The sequence below is a fragment of the Chromobacterium sp. LK11 genome (genome assembly GCF_001043705.1).
Lineage (GTDB): Bacteria > Pseudomonadota > Gammaproteobacteria > Burkholderiales > Chromobacteriaceae > Chromobacterium > Chromobacterium alkanivorans.
Map to the genome: position 1 here is coordinate 111610 of NZ_LDUR01000001.1, position 16783 is coordinate 128392.

The following is a 16783-nucleotide window of genomic DNA, read 5'->3' on the forward strand; positions in this document are numbered from 1 at the left end:
CGAACGAAATGGTCGATGCGTCTGTTTCCCCCAGCGCCGACGCGCGGCCCATCGAAAACCGCTTCCAAACCTCAAGCCCGGCGCGCCCGGGCTTTTTCGCGCCCAATCCCCGTCCCCGCCTTTCCAAACGGGCCTTCCGTCCGCCCCAACCATGCCATCCGGGTGCGATGCGGCGTCGACTCGCGGAATCCCCGATGCAACTTAGTCCTGACTCTATAATTCTAAATTGACAGCCGCCGCCGGCTTGTCTAGATTGCCCGGCTGCCGCAAGATGGCGAAGCGCAGGCAGGCCCTGACGCCAAAACCATGCGAAACCATGACAACGACAATAATAAGGACGGCCCAGGCCGTTCTCACAACAACCCGCTTGCCGGGACACAGCCCTTAAAGAGAAGCATTATGGCCATCAGTGTTTTTGATTTGTTCAAGATTGGCATCGGCCCGTCCAGCTCCCACACGGTTGGACCGATGCGCGCCGCGCGCCAATTCATCGCGCGGCTGGAAAAAGACGGCTTGCTGACGCAAACCGCCAGCGTGCGCGCCGAAATGTTCGGCTCGCTGGGCGCCACCGGCAAGGGCCACGGCACCGACGTCGCGGTGCTGCTAGGCTTGCAGGGCGAACAGCCCGACCTGGTGGACACCGACGCGGTGGACGGCATGCTGGCCGCCATCCGCGCCGACAAGGCCATCGCGCTGCTGGGCAAACAGACCGTGCCCTTCATCGAAGGCGAGCACCTGATTTTGCACAAGAAGAAAACCCTGCCCTACCACCCCAACGGCATGATTTTCGAAGCCTTCGACGCCGCCGGCGCCAGCCTGTCCAAGCGCGCCTATTACTCGGTGGGCGGCGGCTTTGTGGTCGACGAGGCCGCCATCGACGCCGGCTTCGTCCCGCCGGGCGTCACCGAACTCAAGCACCCGTTCAAGAGCGCGGCGGAATTGCTGGCCTTGTGCCAGCGCCACGGCAAATCCATCAGCCAGATCATGCTGGAGAACGAACTGGCCTGGCGCAGCGAGGAACAAGTGCGCGCCGAACTGCTGAAGATCTGGCAAGTGATGCAGGACTGCGTCAAGCGCGGCTGCGATCGCGAAGGCATTCTGCCCGGCGGCATGAAGGTGAAGCGCCGCGCCGCCGACATGCACCGCAAGCTGCTGGCCTCGCCCGAAGCGGCGCTGCGCGACCCGCTGACGGTGATGGACTGGGTCAATCTGTACGCGCTGGCGGTCAATGAGGAAAACGCCGGCGGCGGCCGCGTGGTCACCGCGCCCACCAACGGCGCGGCCGGCATCATCCCGGCGGTGATGCACTATTACGCCCGCTTCGTGCCCGGCGCCAGCGACGACGGCATCGTGCGCTTCCTGCTCACCGCCGGCGCCATCGGCGTGTTGTTCAAGCTCAACGCCTCGATCTCCGGCGCCGAAGTGGGCTGCCAGGGCGAAGTGGGTTCGGCCTGCTCGATGGCCGCGGGCGCCTTGGCCGAAGTGCTGGGCGGCACCCCGGAACAAGTGGAAAACGCCGCCGAGATCGGCATGGAGCACAATCTGGGCCTGACCTGCGACCCGGTGGGCGGCCTGGTGCAAGTGCCCTGCATCGAACGCAACGCCATGGCCTCGGTCAAGGCCATCAACGCGGCCCGCATGGCGCTGCGCGGCGACGGCCAGCACTTCGTGTCGCTGGACCGGGTGATCAAGACCATGCGCGACACCGGCATGGACATGAGCACCAAGTACAAGGAAACCGCGCGCGGCGGCCTCGCCATCAACGTCATCGAAGTGCCGGTGAATATTGTTGAGTGCTGAGCCTCCGGCCTGTTAGCATCGAAGCCGATGGCGCTTGCGCGCCGTCGGCTTTTTTTACGACCTCATTCCCGCGAAACTCGAACCAGCCATGCATCACATCGCCACCGCCAGACTGCAACTGCGCCCGCTGCACGCCAGCGACGCCCCCTTCATGCTCAAGCTGCTGAACGAGCCGGCCTTCATCGCCAATATCGGCGACAAGGACGCCCACGACCTGCTCGGCGCGCTGCGCTACATCGAGGAAGGCCCGCAATCCAGCTACCGCAAGCACGGCCACGGCCTCTTGCTGGTGGAGCGGCTGGACGACGGCGTCCCGGTAGGCATCTGCGGCCTGGTCAAGCGCGACGGCCTGGCCTATCCGGACATCGGCTACGCCTTCCTGGAACAATACTGGGGCTGCGGCTACGCCAGCGAGGCGGCCTTGGCCGCGATAGAACACGGCCGCGAACAGCTGGGGCACGCGGTGGTGGTGGGCATCACCGCGCCGCACAATCAGGCGTCCATCCGCGTGCTGGAGAAAATCGGCCTGCGTTATCAGGGCCGGATCGAACTGCCCGGCATCGACGGCGACAGCTGCTATTTCGTGCCGCCGGCGCTATTGAAAGATCAACCCGCCTGATGCGCCGCCGGCCGCAGCCAGCGCCGGCACAGCGCCACGCCCAGCGCCGCGGCGGCGGCCGACATCGCGAAGGTCGTCGCCATGCCGCCGTGCGGCCACACCAGCCCGCCGATCAGGCCGCCGGCGCTGCCGCCGACGCCAAACGAGGCGATGATGTACAGGCCCTGGGCGCGACCGTGGTGCTGTTGCTCGAACATGCGGTGGATCAGCCCCACCGAGGCCGCGTGATGCAGGCCGAAGGTCAGCGCGTGCAATAACTGCGCGCCTATCGCCACCCAGGCCAGCTGCGCCGCGGCGGCGATCAGCGCGAAACGCAGCGCCGCCGCCCCCAGCGACAACAGCATCAGCGTTTCCAGCCGCGCGCGCGCCATGATCTTGGGCATCAGCAGGAACACCGCCACCTCGCTGACCACGCCCAGCCCCCACAGCATGCCGATCGCGCCCTGCTCATAACCCGCCTGTTTCAGGCCTATGGAGAAAAAGGTGTAGTAAGGGCCATGGGCGAAGGCCATCAGGAAACAGCAGCCGAACAGCGCCATCACCTCCGGCCGCCGCAGCGTGGCGGCGATAGGCGTCGACGGCCCGCTCCTGCGCTCGGCCGCCACTTCCGGCACCCGCCAGGCCGCCACCGCCACCAGGCCCAGCAGCGCGCACAGCGCCCACGGCAGATTGCCTATGCCTATGCCGTCCAGCAGCACGCCGCCGCTCATCGCCAGGCAGACGAAGCCTATCGAACCCCAGACCCGCACTCGGCTGTAACGCCCAGGCTGCGCGCGGGTCAGGTGGGCGGTGCTGGCCTCCACCAGAGGCAGCGCCGCCGCCCAGAAGAAGTGCGACACCGCCAGGCTGACGAACACCCACCAGAAGGCGCGGTCCAGCCCCACCAGCAGGAAGGCCGCCGCCGACAGCAGCGAAGTCGTCAGAATGATGGCGCGCCGCCGGCCGCGCCGGTCCGCCAGCCAGCCCCAGAAGCCGGGCGCCACGATGCGCGCCAGCGTGGACAAGGCCATCAGCACCGAAATCTGCCAGGCGGAGAAGGACAGCGACTGCAGATACAGCCCCCAGAACGGGCTGAACAGACCCTGGAAGGCGAAATAACTGAAATAGAACAGGCTGAACGGCAGCAGGGATACGGCGGGTGACGCGGAAGACGGCATGATCTGAAAACTCGGCCCGTGACGGGCTCCTGGTTGAAAACAAAAACAGCGCTTAGAGCCAGTTCAAAGTCTCGCGCGCGGCTGCGGCACCAGGCCAGGCAAGCGAGAAAGCGGCCTTGGCCAAGCGCTGCGCGGGCATGCCGAGGCCATGCCCTCCGCGTCGCGCCAACGGCTTCTCAGAACTGCCCTTTGAACTTGCCGATCTCGCGCCGCGCCTTCTTGGTGGGCCGGCCGTCGCCGTGCGGGAAGCTGGCGCGCTCCGCCTTCAGCAGCAACTGCTGTTCCTCCCGCGCGCGCTGCGAGGCCTCGTCCTCGCGGTAAAGCAGCTGCGCCTCTTTCGCCGGACGGCGCTGGGTGCTCAAGGCCAACACCTCGACGCGGTACTCCAGCTGATTGATGCGCATCACCAGCTGATCGCCCTCCTTGACCACCCGCGAAGCCTTGACCCTATCGCCGTTGACCTGCACCCGGCCCAGCTCCAGCGCCTCGTGCGCCAGTTGCCGGGTCTTGAAGAAACGAGCGGCCCACAGCCATTTGTCGAGACGGACCTTGCCGTCGTCCTCCACGCCGGCCGCCATCAGAGCACGCTCCATTCGGCGGCGGCCAGCCCCTCCAGTTTCAGGCTGAGCCTGTCGCCGGAACGCACCGCCGCCACCCCTTCAGGGGTGCCGGTATAGATCAGGTCGCCGGCTTGCAGGCCGTAGATGCGCGACAGATAGGCGATGATGGCCGCCACCGGGAACAACATCAGCCCGGTGTCGCCTTGCTGGCGCAGCTCGCCGTTGACGCGCAGTTCGAAGCTCAGCCGCTGCGGATCGGCCACCTGGGCCGCCGGCGCCAGCCGCGACAGGCAGGCGGCGGTGGGAAAGCCCTTGGCCTTGGTCCACGGATGGCCCTTGCTCTTGGCCGCCGATTGCACGTCGCGCGCCGTCATGTCCAGGCCGATGCCGTAGCCGGCCACATGGCCGAGCGCTTCCGCCTCGGCGATGTCGCGGCCGCCCTTGCCTATCAGCAGCACCAGCTCGCATTCGTGGTGAACGTCGCTGGAGTAATCCGGCAACCGCAAGGGCTCGCCCTCGCCGGCCAGCGCCGAAGTCGGCTTCAGAAACACCAGCGGCTCGTCTTCCAGCGGGTTGTTCAATTCCGCCGCGTGCGCGGCGTAATTGCGCCCGATGCAGAAGATATTGCCCACCGCGACGTCCTGTTCGCCCAAGCGCGCCTTGAATGCCGACATGACTATCCTTTCCCGTTCTGTTCAACGCCAACCATGCAAGCTCGCGATTATCCCATAATTTCCACCCCCTCGGCATGCCAGTCCGAAAGGACAGCTAGGCAGATTGTGCACCGCGGCAACAAGATGCGGCTTTTGACGCGCCGATTGCCCGCCACCCGGTGAAAATGTCATGTAACCCTGTTACAGTCATGGCGTACCTTGCGACCGCACATTTTGTTACACGGTCCAATGCAGGAAAGCTTCGATAACGCTTCGGCACGTTTCAGGAGACAGCTTTGACCCAAGAAAGTACAAACCCGCTGGATAGTTTCTTCGCCAGCCTATCCGAGGCCAACCAACAGTGGATGCAGCAGTTCGTCAACAATCTGCCGCTGCCGCCGCAACCTGGAAATACCGAATTGCCGCTGGCCAACGCCTGGGGCGCCATGCTCAGCAACGCCGGCCAGCTGTTCGCCTGGCAAAGCAGCCTGTATCAGCAGCAGATGCATCTGTGGTCGCAGTTCCTGGGCCAGGGGCCCGCCGCCAACGGCGACGCCTCGGCGAAGAAGGGCGACCGTCGCTTCGCCTCCCCGGAATGGGATGAACACCCGTTCTACCACTTCCTCAAACAAGGCTATCTGCTCACCAGCAAATGGATGACCGAACTGGTCGACAACGCCCAGCTGGAGGAGGAAGCCAAGGACAAGCTGGCCTTCGCCACCCGCCAATATCTGGACGCGGTCTCCCCCAGCAACTTCATGCTGACCAACCCGGACGTGATGAAACGGGCGATAGAGACCAAGGGCGAAAGCCTGGTCGACGGCATGAAGAACATGCTGGAGGATTTCCAGAAGGGCCACATCTCGATGTCGGACGAGAGCCAGTTCGACATCGGCAAGAACATTGTGGTCACGCCCGGCGAGGTAGTGTTCCGCAACGACTTGATCGAACTGATCCAGTACACCCCGACCACCGGCCAAGTCTATGAGAAGCCGCTGCTGATCGTGCCGCCCTGCATCAACAAGTACTATCTGATGGACCTGCAGCCGGACAATTCCATGGTGCGCCACTTCGTCGCCCAGGGTTACCGCGTGTTCCTGATCAGCTGGCGCTCGGCGGTGCCCGAGATGAAGCACTTCACCTGGGAAAGCTATATCGAGAAAGGCGTGATCGCCGCGGCGGAAACCGTGCGCAAGATCACCAAGCAGGACAGCATGAACGCGCTGGGCTTCTGTGTCGGCGGCGTGATCCTGACCACCACCCAATGCGTGCTGCAGGCGCGCGGGCTCAAGTACTTCGACTCCACCACCTTCATGACCTCGTTGATAGATCACGCCGAGCCGGGCGAGATCTCCTACTTCATCGACGAGAATCTGGTGGCCAGCCGCGAGGCCAAGATCGCCGCCGGCGGCATCATCAGCGGCAAGGAGATTGGCCGCACCTTCGCCAGCCTGCGCGCCAACGACCTGGTGTGGAACTACGTGGTCAACAACTACCTGCTGGGCAAGACGCCGGCGCCGTTCGACCTGCTCTACTGGAACAACGACGCGGTGGACCTGCCGCTGCCGATGCACACCTTCCTGCTGCGCCAGTTCTACATGAACAACGCGCTGACCAAGCCGGGCGCCATCACCCTGTGCGGCGTGCCCATCGACATCTCCAAGATCAACATTCCGGTCTACATCTTCGCCGCGCGCGAAGACCACATCGTGCTGTGGAGCTCGGCCTACTCCGGCATCCACTACCTGAACGGCGCGCCGTCGCGGCGTTTCGTGCTGGGCGCCTCCGGCCACATCGCCGGTTCGATCAATCCGGTGACCAAGGACAAGCGCAACTACTGGGTCAACGACAAGTTGCCCGAGCACGCCGACGCTTGGCTGGAAACCGCGGAAAGCCACCCCGGCAGCTGGTGGAAGGACTGGGACGCCTGGCTGGCGCCGCAATCCGGCAAGCAGGTCGCCGCGCCCAAGGCCTTGGGCAGCAAGGACTTCCCGCCGCTGCAAGCGGCGCCGGGCAGCTATGTGCTGGCCAAGGCCATGCCCAGCGTGGTGGCCAGCCTGCAGTAAGAACTTGTTTGCGATCCGCCGCGCGTCGTGAGGCTCGCGGCGAGCACAGCCTCGGCATGCTCATGCGCCCCATGGCCATGCCGCTTGCTCAGCCGCTTTCGCCTTGCCCCGACGCGCGGATCGCGAACAAGCTCTAGAGCCTCGACGCGCCGCCGTCCGGCCCAGCCTCCGGCGGCGCGTTGGCCGACACACCGACCTTCGCGGTCACATTAGAAGAGAGACGGAGAAAAACATGGAAGTCGTGATTGTCGCAGCAACCCGCACCGCCATCGGCAGTTTCGGCGGAGCGCTGGCCAAGATCCCGGCCCCGGAACTGGGCGCCACCGTCATCAAATCGCTGCTGGCCCAAACCGGCCTGAAACCGGAAGACGTCAGCGAAGTCATCCTCGGCCAGGTGCTGACCGCCGGCAGCGGCCAGAATCCGGCGCGCCAGGCGCTGATCAAGGCCGGCCTGCCGGTCTCCACCCCGGCCACCACCCTCAACGTGGTTTGCGGCTCCGGCCTGCGCGCCGTGCACCTGGGCGCCCAGGCCATCGCCAACGGCGACGCCGACATCGTCATCGCCGGCGGCCAGGAAAGCATGTCCCTGTCCCCGCACATCCTGCCCGGCTCGCGCGACGGTTTCCGCATGGGCAACGCCCAGCTGATCGACACCATGGTCAACGATGGCCTGACCGACGCCTACAACGCCTACCACATGGGCATCACCGCCGAAAACGTGGCGGAGAAGTACGGCATCGGCCGCGAAGAGCAGGACGCGCTGGCGCTGGCCTCGCAGCAACGCGCCGCCGCCGCACAGAAAGCCGGCAAGTTCAAAGACGAGATCACTCCGGTGCTGGTACCGCAGCGCAAGGGCGATCCGGTGGCCTTCGACAGCGACGAGTTCATCAAGCACGACGCCAGCGCCGAAGGCCTGGCCAAGCTGCGCGCCGCCTTCAAGAAGGAAGGCACCGTCACCGCCGGCAACGCTTCCGGCATCAATGACGGCGCCGCCGCGGTGCTGCTGATGTCAGCGCAGAAGGCGGACCAGCTGGGCCTGAAGCCGCTGGCCACGATCAAGGGCTACGCGCTGACCGGCTGCGCGCCGGAAATCATGGGCATAGGCCCGGTGGCCGCCACCCGCAAGGCGCTGGACAAGGCCGGCTGGACGGTGGAAGAGCTGGACCTGGTGGAAGCCAACGAAGCCTTCGCCGCCCAGGCGCTGGGCGTGGCGCGCGAACTGGGCTGGGGCCCGGACAAGGTCAACGTCAACGGCGGCGCCATCGCGCTGGGCCACCCGATCGGCGCTTCCGGCTGCCGCGTGCTGGTCACCCTGCTGCATGAAATGCAGCGCCGCGACGCCAAGAAAGGCCTGGCCACGCTGTGCATAGGCGGCGGCATGGGCGTGGCGCTGGCGGTGGAACGGCGCTAAAACCTGTTTACGATCTGCTGCGCGTCGTGAAGCGTTGCACGGTGAGTACGAGCTCAAAATGCTCATGTACCACGAGTACATTCCGCTTTTTCGCTCGTTTCTGCCTTGCCTCGCCTTAGCTCGCAAGTTCGTAAACACGTTCTAAGTCCTTACCCGTCAATAACAAAACCCACCGGCTCCGGCCGGTGGGTTTTGTTTTCAGTGCGCGGCTCGCCGCCACTCAGCCCGAGCGCCCGTTGTCGCCGTGCTCGCGCAGAAAGTCCATGTTCAACTCCAGCGGCGCGCCCAGCCACATGGCGAAATCGCTGTGGTCTTCGACGTCGTCGCCGCTAAGCGGATGCAGCAGCACGCTCAGCCCTTCCCGGTTCAGCATCAGCCACGGCACGATCTGACCAAACAGAGCCGGCGCGAAGGCGATCTGGTAAGCGCCCACCGGGTGCGGCCCGTAAGCCTGCTCGCGCCAGCGCCCCAGCTCCACCTCGAAGCGCTGCGCCACCGCCTCGCGCAGCCGCCTCGCCGCCGGCTGTTGCGCCGCGTCATAATAAACATGGGCGTGATAGCCCGTCACCTCAATCGCCTGTTGCATCGCTCGCCCTTTGTCCCTTGCCCGCTCGCGGCGGACCGGCCCCGAATAAAGCCAGTGAAGCTATCGTCTCCGACGCAAAAAATCAAGACAGCATATTCCTGCCGCGCGCGTCGGCCTGCGCCAAACAAAAACCTCCTGGCCGCGATGGCAGGAGGTTTGGGCGATTGACCAGCCCACTGGCCGGTGTAGACGGTCGGATCGACCGTGGAGAGGAACAACGCGCGAATTGAAGCCAACGGCACGATCGGCACATCAAGGCTGCCGCATCGCCGCGGCGCTCGCCTTAGTGGGGAACAATGATGGGGGCGCCGTCCGGCCCATGTTTCTTCTGATGCTTGGCCGCCCGTTTCTCCTTGGGCGTCATCAACGGCTGCTTCTTGGCTTCCTTGCTGCTGTGTCTTGATTTGCTCATGATCAGCTCCTTTGCATGCATCGGCGGTGCCGATGCCGGCTCCAGTATAGACCTCATCCGGGCTTGCCATGGCGATAAAACACCCATCCGGGCGTCAAGGCCAGAGCGGCGGTTTCCAATCGCCTTTTAAATGGTTCAATCAATACTTACACCTGAAACAAAGTCGCCGCCAAGGCCGGGATCGCCACGGCGAAGCCCTCCGGCCCCAATTGGCGAAAATGCTGCTGCGTCGCGCTAATAAAATCCTGGATGAAAGCGGGTTTTTCCCGACCATGTTTATCCTGCACGATCAGCGTGGGCGCGGAGCTGAAATCGGCGAATGGTCTTCGTATCAATTCCGGCCCATCCCGAGTGGCGCTGCCGGACGGGCACATATTCAGAATGGAACAGCCGAATCCCGCGGAAACCGCCGCGCGCACGGTTTCATAAGAGCGCGTCCTGAAGCGCACATGAGGCTGACAAGGCGATATGGCGAACAAGGCCAGCAAATACGCCGCCGTCTGCGGCAAATCCAGCAATACCAGCGGCCGGCGCGCCAAATCCGTCAAGGAAACCGCCTCTTGCTTCGCCAGCGGGTCTTGTATCGACAGCAAGGCATGACAGGGCACCTTGCAGATACGGCTGACCTCCTCGTCCAAATGAAAGCCGATATCGTAGGTCACGATCAAATCCACCTCGTCGGCCGCCAACCAGCCGCGCAGTTGCGACTGATCTCCTTCCCGCAGCTGGATGTCGACTTCGCCCTGGCCCTGTATATAGCGCTTCAGCACATCCGGCATGAATAAAGCGCCAAACGGCTCAAAACAGCCAATCCGCAATTGCACGGCGCCCGGCCGCGTCAGACTGGCGATGCTGCGATTAAACGTTGATTTCGCTTCCAACATATCCTGCGCCGCCAGCATGAATTGCTTGCCCGCCGGAGTGATTTTTACGCCTCGCGCCGGGCGCCGTTCAAAAATACGAAACCCTATTTGGTTTTCCACATGAATGATGGCGCTCAACAAGGCGGATTTGGAAATTGGTATCGACTCCGCCGCCGCCGCGATGCTTCCCGTCAACGCCACCTCATAGACATAACGGATTTGTCTAATCGAAATATTCATGGCCCCGCTCCTAGCTGGCATTTAGGAACCTGTTAAAAGCTTGCCGCGCTTCAGCGATACGGCCTTGAAAAACATCTTCAGAATGCTCATGTACCGTATGACCATTCCGCTGCTGCAGCCGCAACGCCTTGTCTCGCTCTCGCTCGCGATTTGAACAGGCTCTTACACATAAAAACAGCGCAACTTGCCGCGAAAAATGCATTTTTCCGCGCCGCCACGTTTGCTTACCATCATCGCCAGGCAACACCACCGCCCAGTCATGCCATTGCGGCCGCGCCGCTCCTTACCTTGGGGCTGAGTATGTCATCTATTTCTCCAAATCCGCTGGCGGACGCGTCCCCGCTCTGCCGGCTGAACGTGCAAACCATGACCGCCCGCTACGCCGCGGCAAGCCTTTCTCCGCTTGAAGTCGCGGAAGCGGCGCTGGCCAGGGCGTCGGCGGTCCAAGACCGATACAACGCCTTCGCCTCCATCGACCGCGCCGGCGCGCTCGCCGCCGCCGCCGCGGCCGATGAGCGTTGGCGGCGGGGCCGTCCCTTGTCGCCCATCGATGGCGTGCCGGTCACGATCAAGGACATCGTCCAGGTGCAAGGCTGGAGCGTGCGCTATGGCAGCCACAGCAGCAGCGCGGCGGTTTGCGCCGGCGACGCGCCGTCGGTGGCTCGCTTGCGCGCCGCCGGCGCCGTGTTGCTGGGCATGACGACTACGCCGGAATTCGGCTGGAAAGCCGTCACTGATAATCCGCTGCATGGGATTACGCGCAATCCGTGGCGGCCTGAGCTGACGCCGGGCGGCTCTTCCGGCGGCGCGGCCGTGGCGGCCGCCGCCGGCGCGGGCGTATTGCACCTGGGAACGGATGGCGGCGGGTCCATTCGCATCCCGGCGGCCTTCTGCGGCCTGGTCGGGCACAAGCCGAGCTTTGGCCGGGTGCCCGCCTATCCCGGCAGCGCCTTCGGCACCCTGGCGCATATTGGTCCGATCGCGCGCTGCGTCGGCGACGTCAGCGCCATGCTGGATGCAATGAGCGGCCGCGACCTGCGTGACTGGCATCAGCCCATCGGCGGCCCACCCTCCTTCCCGCCCTTGGCGCTCAGCCGGGCCAGAGTGGCTTACTGGGCCACCCCGGCCTGCGGCCAGCTGCAGCCGGAAGTGGCCACGGTCATGGAGCGGACCTTGAGTCTGCTGCGCTCATTGGGGGTGGAGATCCAGCCATTCGAGCTCCCCGATATCGATCTGCTCGATGTTTTCCAGAAGCACTGGTTCAGCGGCGCGGCCAACCGGCTGTCCATGGTGGCGCCGGCCCTGCGCGAACAACTGGACCCGGGCTTTGTCGAGATAGCCGAACGCGGCCTTGCCCTGAGCGCGGCGGACTTGGTCGCGGCTCAGACGCGGCGCGCCGAGTTTGGCGCCTTCATGGACCAGACGATGAGCCGGTTCGATCTGCTGCTGGCGCCGGCCACCCCCTTGGCGGCCTTTCCCATCGCCTCGCGACAGCCAGCCGGCGATGGCGCGGCCTGGACGGAGTGGGCGGGCTTCAGCTTCCCGCTCAATCTGAGCCAGCATCCCGCCTGCGTCGTCCCCTGCGGCCTGACTCCGGATGGCCGGCCAGTTGGTCTGCAATTCATTGGCGCCCGGGGAGCGGATCAACAGCTGTTGTCGCTGGCCGGCCAGTTTGAAGCGCTGGGCGTCTTTCCCCATCTATTAGACTCAGGAGCCGATGATGAGCGCTGAACCTCTATCCGCCGCCGACTGGCGCGCCCTGGCCAAGGGGCTGCCCTTGGAGCTGGGCCTGTTCATTGACGGGGACTTTCGTCAGGCGCGTTCCGGCCGGCGCTTTGCCAGCGTCAACCCAAGCAATGGCGAGACTCTGGCCGAACTGCCCAACGCCGACGGCCAGGATGTGGATATTGCCGTCCACTCGGCGCGGCGCGCTTTTCAATCCGGCTGCTGGTCCAGACGGCCGCCGCGAGAGCGCATGGCCGTGCTCATGCGGCTCGCCGATTTGATCGAGCAACGGCAGCAGACATTCGCCCTGCTGGACACCTTGGACATGGGTAAGCCGATCACGGAAACCTTGACGGTGGATGTGCCCTTAAGCGTGCAATGCCTGCGCTTTACCGCGGAATGCATCGATAAAGTGCAAGGCACAGTGGGGGCGACCGCCAGCCATATCCATAGTTTTGTCCTGCGACAGCCCTTGGGGGTGGTGGCCTGCGTGGTGCCGTGGAATTACCCCTTGCTGATGAGCTGCTGGAAAATCGCGCCCGCGCTGGCCGCCGGCAACTCGGTGGTGCTCAAGCCGGCGGAAGACACGCCGCTAAGCGCTTTATTGTTGGCCAAATTATTCATCGAGGCCGGCGGCCCTCCCGGGGTATTCAATGTGCTCACCGGCGATGGGCCCGGCTGCGGCCGTCCGCTGGCCCTGCATCAGGACGTCGATAAAGTCGCCTTCACCGGCTCGGTGGAAGTGGGCAAGCTGATGCTGGGCTATGCGGGTCAGTCCAATATGAAGCAGCTGTCCTTGGAATGCGGCGGCAAATCCCCTCACGTGATTCTGGCCGATGTCCAGGACCTGGAGGCCGCCGCGCGCTGGGCGGCAATGGGCGTATTCGGCAATCAAGGACAGGTATGCTGCGCCGGCTCTCGCCTATTGGTGGAGCAGTGCATCCTGCCCGACTTTCTTGACGCTTTTTTAGCTGCTGCGCGCGCCCATCATCTCCCCGGAGATCCGCTGGACCCTGGCACCAGCATGGGGCCGCTGGTCAACCGCGCTCAGCAGCGGCGCGTGTTGGATTACATCGCGCTGGGCCGGCAAGCCGGCGCGCAATGCCTGTTGGGCGGCGACGCCCCGCGCCACCTGAAGCACGGCGCCTACGTCAATCCCACCGTGTTCGCCGGCGTGGACAACGGCATGCGCATCGCGCGGGAAGAAATTTTTGGGCCGGTGGCCTGCGTGATGCCGGTCTCTGGCCTGGACCAGGCTATCGAGATCGCCAATGACAGCCGCTTTGGCCTGGCGGCGGGTATCTGGACCCAAAACCTCAACCATGCCCATCGCTTCGCTCGCGAAGTCGAAGCGGGCATGGTGTATGTCAACAGCTATATGGACGGCGATATGCAACTGCCGTTTGGCGGCTGGAAAGAGTCCGGCAATGGTCGTGACAAATGCTTTGACGCCTTGCTGGCCTACACCCAGACCAAGGGGGTGTGGATGACCTTGAATCAAAGGTGAACACAGACCGCGGCATCGCCCAGGCCACCGGAGAGCCTGTTCAAAGTCTCGCCAGCCAGGGCGAGACAAGGCAAAAACGGCTGCAGAAGCGGAATGTAGACCCGGTATACGAGCAGTCTTCGGCGCGAATCGCGCCGCATAAAAACAGAGGAGAACGCATCATGACAAACACGACAAATCAACACCCCACCCGCAACCTGCTGTATCCCTTCGCCAACGCCAGCCATATTGCCGCCCACCCGCCGCTGCTGATCGATCGCGCGGCAGGCTGCCATGTATTTGACCAGACGGGGAAGCGCTATCTTGATGGGCAAGCTGGTTTATGGAATGTGAATGCCGGCCATGATCGCAAAGAAATCAAGGACGCGATTACCCGGCAATTGAATCAGCTTGGGTTTTATTCCATTTTTGGCGGCACAACAACGCAGCCCGCCATTGCACTGGCGGAACGCCTGTGTCAGATGACGAAGCAAGAAGGCATGAGCGCGGCCTTTTTCTCATCCGGCGGCTCGGAGGCCAATGAAGCGGCGTTTAAACTGGCCCGCCAGTACTGGCGGCAAAGCGGCGAGCCCAGCCGCCATAAAATCATTTCTCTCAAACAGGCTTACCATGGAGTAACGCTGGGGGCGCTGTCGGCGAACGGCAGCGCCGCTTATCGTCAGGCCTACGAACCCTTGCTGGCGGGCTTCAGCCAAGTGGACACTCCCCATTTGTACCGCAACCCCTACACCGATGATTCAGAAACCCTGGGGCGCTTATGCGCGCAATTGCTGGAGCGGGAAATCCTCTACCAGGGCCCTGGCACGGTGGCGGCCTTCATTGCCGAGCCGGTGCAAGGGGCCGGCGGCGTCATTGTCCCTCCTCCCCATTACTGGCCCTTGGTGCGCGAGGTGTGCGATCGTCATGGCGTGCTGTTGATTGCGGACGAAGTGGTTACCGGTTTCGGCCGCATCGGAACCCTGTTCGGCAGCCGGCACTGGGGAGTGAAACCGGACATCATGGTATTCGCCAAAGGGATTAATAGCGGCTACATCCCTCTGGGCGCGACCTTGATGAATCAGCGAGTGGAGTCGGCATTTCACTCCAGCGACACCCGCCAGTTTAGTTCAAGCGCCTTCTATCACGGCAATACCTATGCCGGCCATCCGCTGGCCTGCGCCGCGGCGCTGGCCAATCTGGAGATTATCGAAAGGGAAAACCTGACCGAAAACGCAGCCAAGGTGGGCGGCCATCTCTTGCAACGGCTAAGGCAAGTCAAGAACAAGCACCCCAATATGGGAGATGTTCGCGGCCTGGGCCTGATGATAGGCGTGGAACTGGTCGCCGACCCTGTCAGCAAGCGGCCGTTTGATCTGGACCTGGGCTTCGGCGCACATATCTCCGACTTCTGCCGTCAGCACGGGGTTCTGATACGCAATCTGGCCGACACCTTCATCATCTCGCCGCCGTTGACACTGAGCATGGAGCAGGCCGACATCATCGCGGACACCTTCGAGCAAGCCATGACGGCCGCGGAGAAAGCTTTATTACGCTAATGCCGGCTTTGCCGGCCCATGGACCCGCTAGCCTCGGCTTCATAGCCCCCTGAATCGCCTGGTTTCGCCGCCGTCTAGCAGCGCGCTCGCATGAGTGGCGCGGCCAGGCCCCCGCTTGTCCCATTGCTCACGATAACGATGACCGGCCTCCTCCAGACGAGCTTGCCGGCATATAGAGGAGAGTCATGATGCCAGGATCTGCTCCACTTCCGATGACGGCGCCGGCACAGCCCCTGCCCTACGCCGGATCGCTGCGCCGAGTATTATCGCTGCCGGCGCTGACCTTGTTTGGCCTGGTCTATATGGTGCCCTTGACCGTATTCACCACCTATGGCGTGGTCACTCAAGTCACCGGCGGCCGCACCGCTTTGGCTTATCTGCTCACCTTGCTGTCCATTTTTTTCACCGCGCTGTCTTACAGCCGCATGGTCGGCCGTTACCCGGTTGCAGGCTCGGCCTATTCTTACGCCCGTAAAAGCTTTGGTCCGATGGCGGGCTTTCTTGCCGGCTGGTCTTTATTGCTCGATTACCTGTTTTTACCCATGATCAATTATCTGGTGATCGGCATCTACCTGCATCAAAGCTTTCCTCAAGTGCCGGCCTGGGGCTTTATCGTGACCATGATCGCGCTGGTCACGGTGTTTAATGTGCTGGGCATTCAATCGGTGTCGCGTTTCGGCAATGTGCTGGTGGCCGCGCAGCTCGTCTTTGTTCTAGTGTTTGTCGCGCTGGCCGCCCGGCAGATCATGACTCAGACCAGCGTGGATTTGCTGGCTCCGTGGCAGGGGGACGGCAGCGCCATCGGCATGGCTCCGGTGCTGGCCGGCGCGGCCATTCTGTGTTTGTCCTTTCTGGGCTTTGACGCGGTGTCCACTTTGGCGGAAGAGGCGCGGGAACCGCACCGCGACATCCCGCGGGCCATCATCATCACGACGATAGCAGCGGGACTGCTGTTCATCCTGTTGGCGGCCATCAGCCAGCTGGCCTTCCCCGGCAGCCGGTTCCAGCATGCGGACTCCGCCGCCAATGAGGTGATGCAGCGCATCGCCGGCCCCTATTTCGTCAGTTTTTTCACCGCCAGCTATGTGGCCGGCGCCTTTGGATCGGCGCTGGCCTCCCAAGCCTCGGTCTCGCGCATTTTGTACAGCATGGGCAGGGATCGTGTCTTGCCGCACCGGGTCTTCGCCAAGCTGTCGCAACGCTTCAACACCCCGATCTGGTCGATACTGGTGGTATCCCTCTGTTCTCTGCTGGCGCTGGTGATGGATTTGTCCACCCTGGCCTCCCTGATCAGTTTCGGCGCGCTGGTGGCGTTCTCGGTGGTCAATCTGGCGGTGATCAAAAGCTATCTGCTGGACGGCAAGCCGCATCCGTTCAGCGCCTGGCTGCGTTATGGCCTGCCGGCGGCGCTTGGGTTTGCCCTGACGCTCTGGCTATGGACCAGCCTATCGGCGCTCACCCTGCAAATCGGCCTGGCCTGGCTCGCCGCGGGCATGGCGTATCTGCTGTGCCTGACGCGCGGCCTGCGCAAAGCCGTGCCCACGGTTCAATTCGACGACAGCGAGTCTTGAGCGAGGGCGGGCGTCCCACGCCCGCGCCTCCAGCTAAAATGACATGGCAATCATCAGCTATGCTCATACTCTTGCGCC

At 63.6% G+C, this 16783-nt stretch carries 14 protein-coding genes; 8 read left to right on the plus strand and 6 right to left on the minus strand.

Going from position 1 to position 16783, the window contains the following annotated elements:
* Positions 1–399: 399 nt before the first annotated feature.
* Both VK98_RS00465 and VK98_RS00470 read left to right on the plus strand, forming a co-directional pair.
* The gene (locus VK98_RS00465; protein WP_048412149.1) at positions 400–1800 is read left to right on the plus strand and encodes an L-serine ammonia-lyase; all 1401 of its coding nucleotides are present in this window, start codon (positions 400–402) and stop codon (positions 1798–1800) included.
* A gap of 88 nt (positions 1801–1888) precedes the next feature.
* The gene (locus VK98_RS00470) at positions 1889–2419 is read left to right on the plus strand and encodes a GNAT family N-acetyltransferase (RefSeq protein WP_048412218.1); all 531 of its coding nucleotides are present in this window, start codon (positions 1889–1891) and stop codon (positions 2417–2419) included.
* Here VK98_RS00470 and VK98_RS00475 read toward each other — a convergent pair.
* From VK98_RS00475 to VK98_RS00485, 3 genes are all read right to left on the minus strand, one after another.
* Positions 2407–3576, minus strand: coding sequence for an MFS transporter (locus tag VK98_RS00475; RefSeq protein ID WP_048412150.1), 1170 nt, complete (start codon positions 3574–3576; stop codon positions 2407–2409). The genes VK98_RS00470 and VK98_RS00475 overlap by 13 nt on opposite strands.
* Before the next feature lie 176 nt (positions 3577–3752).
* Entirely contained in the window at positions 3753–4169 is a 417-nt protein-coding gene (locus tag VK98_RS00480) for an RNA-binding S4 domain-containing protein (protein WP_197082918.1), read from the minus strand.
* Positions 4154–4810: a fumarylacetoacetate hydrolase family protein gene (locus VK98_RS00485; protein WP_048412152.1), complete on the minus strand. Its 657-nt coding sequence runs from the start codon at positions 4808–4810 to the stop codon at positions 4154–4156. The genes VK98_RS00480 and VK98_RS00485 overlap by 16 nt, the downstream gene beginning before the upstream one ends.
* Before the next feature lie 344 nt (positions 4811–5154).
* Here VK98_RS00485 and VK98_RS00490 point away from each other — a divergent pair, with 344 nt between their 5' ends.
* Together VK98_RS00490 and VK98_RS00495 are read left to right on the plus strand one after the other, a co-directional pair.
* Complete coding sequence (locus tag VK98_RS00490; RefSeq protein ID WP_369700238.1) at positions 5155–6855, plus strand: PHA/PHB synthase family protein; 1701 nt, start codon at positions 5155–5157, stop codon at positions 6853–6855.
* Positions 6856–7087: 232 nt separating this feature from the next.
* A complete protein-coding gene (locus tag VK98_RS00495) occupies positions 7088–8266 on the plus strand; it encodes an acetyl-CoA C-acetyltransferase (protein ID WP_048412154.1) in 1179 nt (392 codons plus the stop codon).
* 220 nt (positions 8267–8486) lie between these two features.
* Here the strand turns inward: VK98_RS00495 and VK98_RS00500 are convergent, their stop codons facing one another.
* From VK98_RS00500 to VK98_RS00510, 3 genes are all read right to left on the minus strand, one after another.
* Positions 8487–8852: a DOPA 4,5-dioxygenase family protein gene (locus VK98_RS00500; RefSeq protein WP_048412155.1), complete on the minus strand. Its 366-nt coding sequence runs from the start codon at positions 8850–8852 to the stop codon at positions 8487–8489.
* A gap of 283 nt (positions 8853–9135) precedes the next feature.
* The gene (locus VK98_RS24320; protein WP_254894653.1) at positions 9136–9264 is read right to left on the minus strand and encodes a hypothetical protein; all 129 of its coding nucleotides are present in this window, start codon (positions 9262–9264) and stop codon (positions 9136–9138) included.
* A 146-nt stretch (positions 9265–9410) separates the two neighbouring features.
* Positions 9411–10367, minus strand: a complete 957-nt coding sequence (locus VK98_RS00510) for a LysR family transcriptional regulator (RefSeq protein ID WP_048412157.1) — start codon at positions 10365–10367, stop codon at positions 9411–9413.
* 300 nt (positions 10368–10667) lie between these two features.
* Between VK98_RS00510 and VK98_RS00515 the strand changes: the two genes are divergently transcribed.
* The 4 genes from VK98_RS00515 to VK98_RS00530 all read left to right on the plus strand — a co-directional run bounded on the left by VK98_RS00515 (position 10668) and on the right by VK98_RS00530 (position 16705).
* On the plus strand, positions 10668–12098 hold the full coding sequence (locus tag VK98_RS00515) for an amidase family protein (protein ID WP_053077151.1): 1431 nt from the start codon (positions 10668–10670) through the stop codon (positions 12096–12098).
* Entirely contained in the window at positions 12088–13599 is a 1512-nt protein-coding gene (locus tag VK98_RS00520; protein WP_048412159.1) for an aldehyde dehydrogenase, read from the plus strand. The genes VK98_RS00515 and VK98_RS00520 overlap by 11 nt, the downstream gene beginning before the upstream one ends.
* Entirely contained in the window at positions 13596–15134 is a 1539-nt protein-coding gene (locus tag VK98_RS00525; protein WP_197082919.1) for an aminotransferase class III-fold pyridoxal phosphate-dependent enzyme, read from the plus strand. Before VK98_RS00520 ends, VK98_RS00525 begins: the two co-directional genes overlap by 4 nt.
* A 212-nt stretch (positions 15135–15346) precedes the next feature.
* Positions 15347–16705: an APC family permease gene (locus tag VK98_RS00530; RefSeq protein WP_048412160.1), complete on the plus strand. Its 1359-nt coding sequence runs from the start codon at positions 15347–15349 to the stop codon at positions 16703–16705.
* Positions 16706–16783 lie beyond the last annotated feature (78 nt).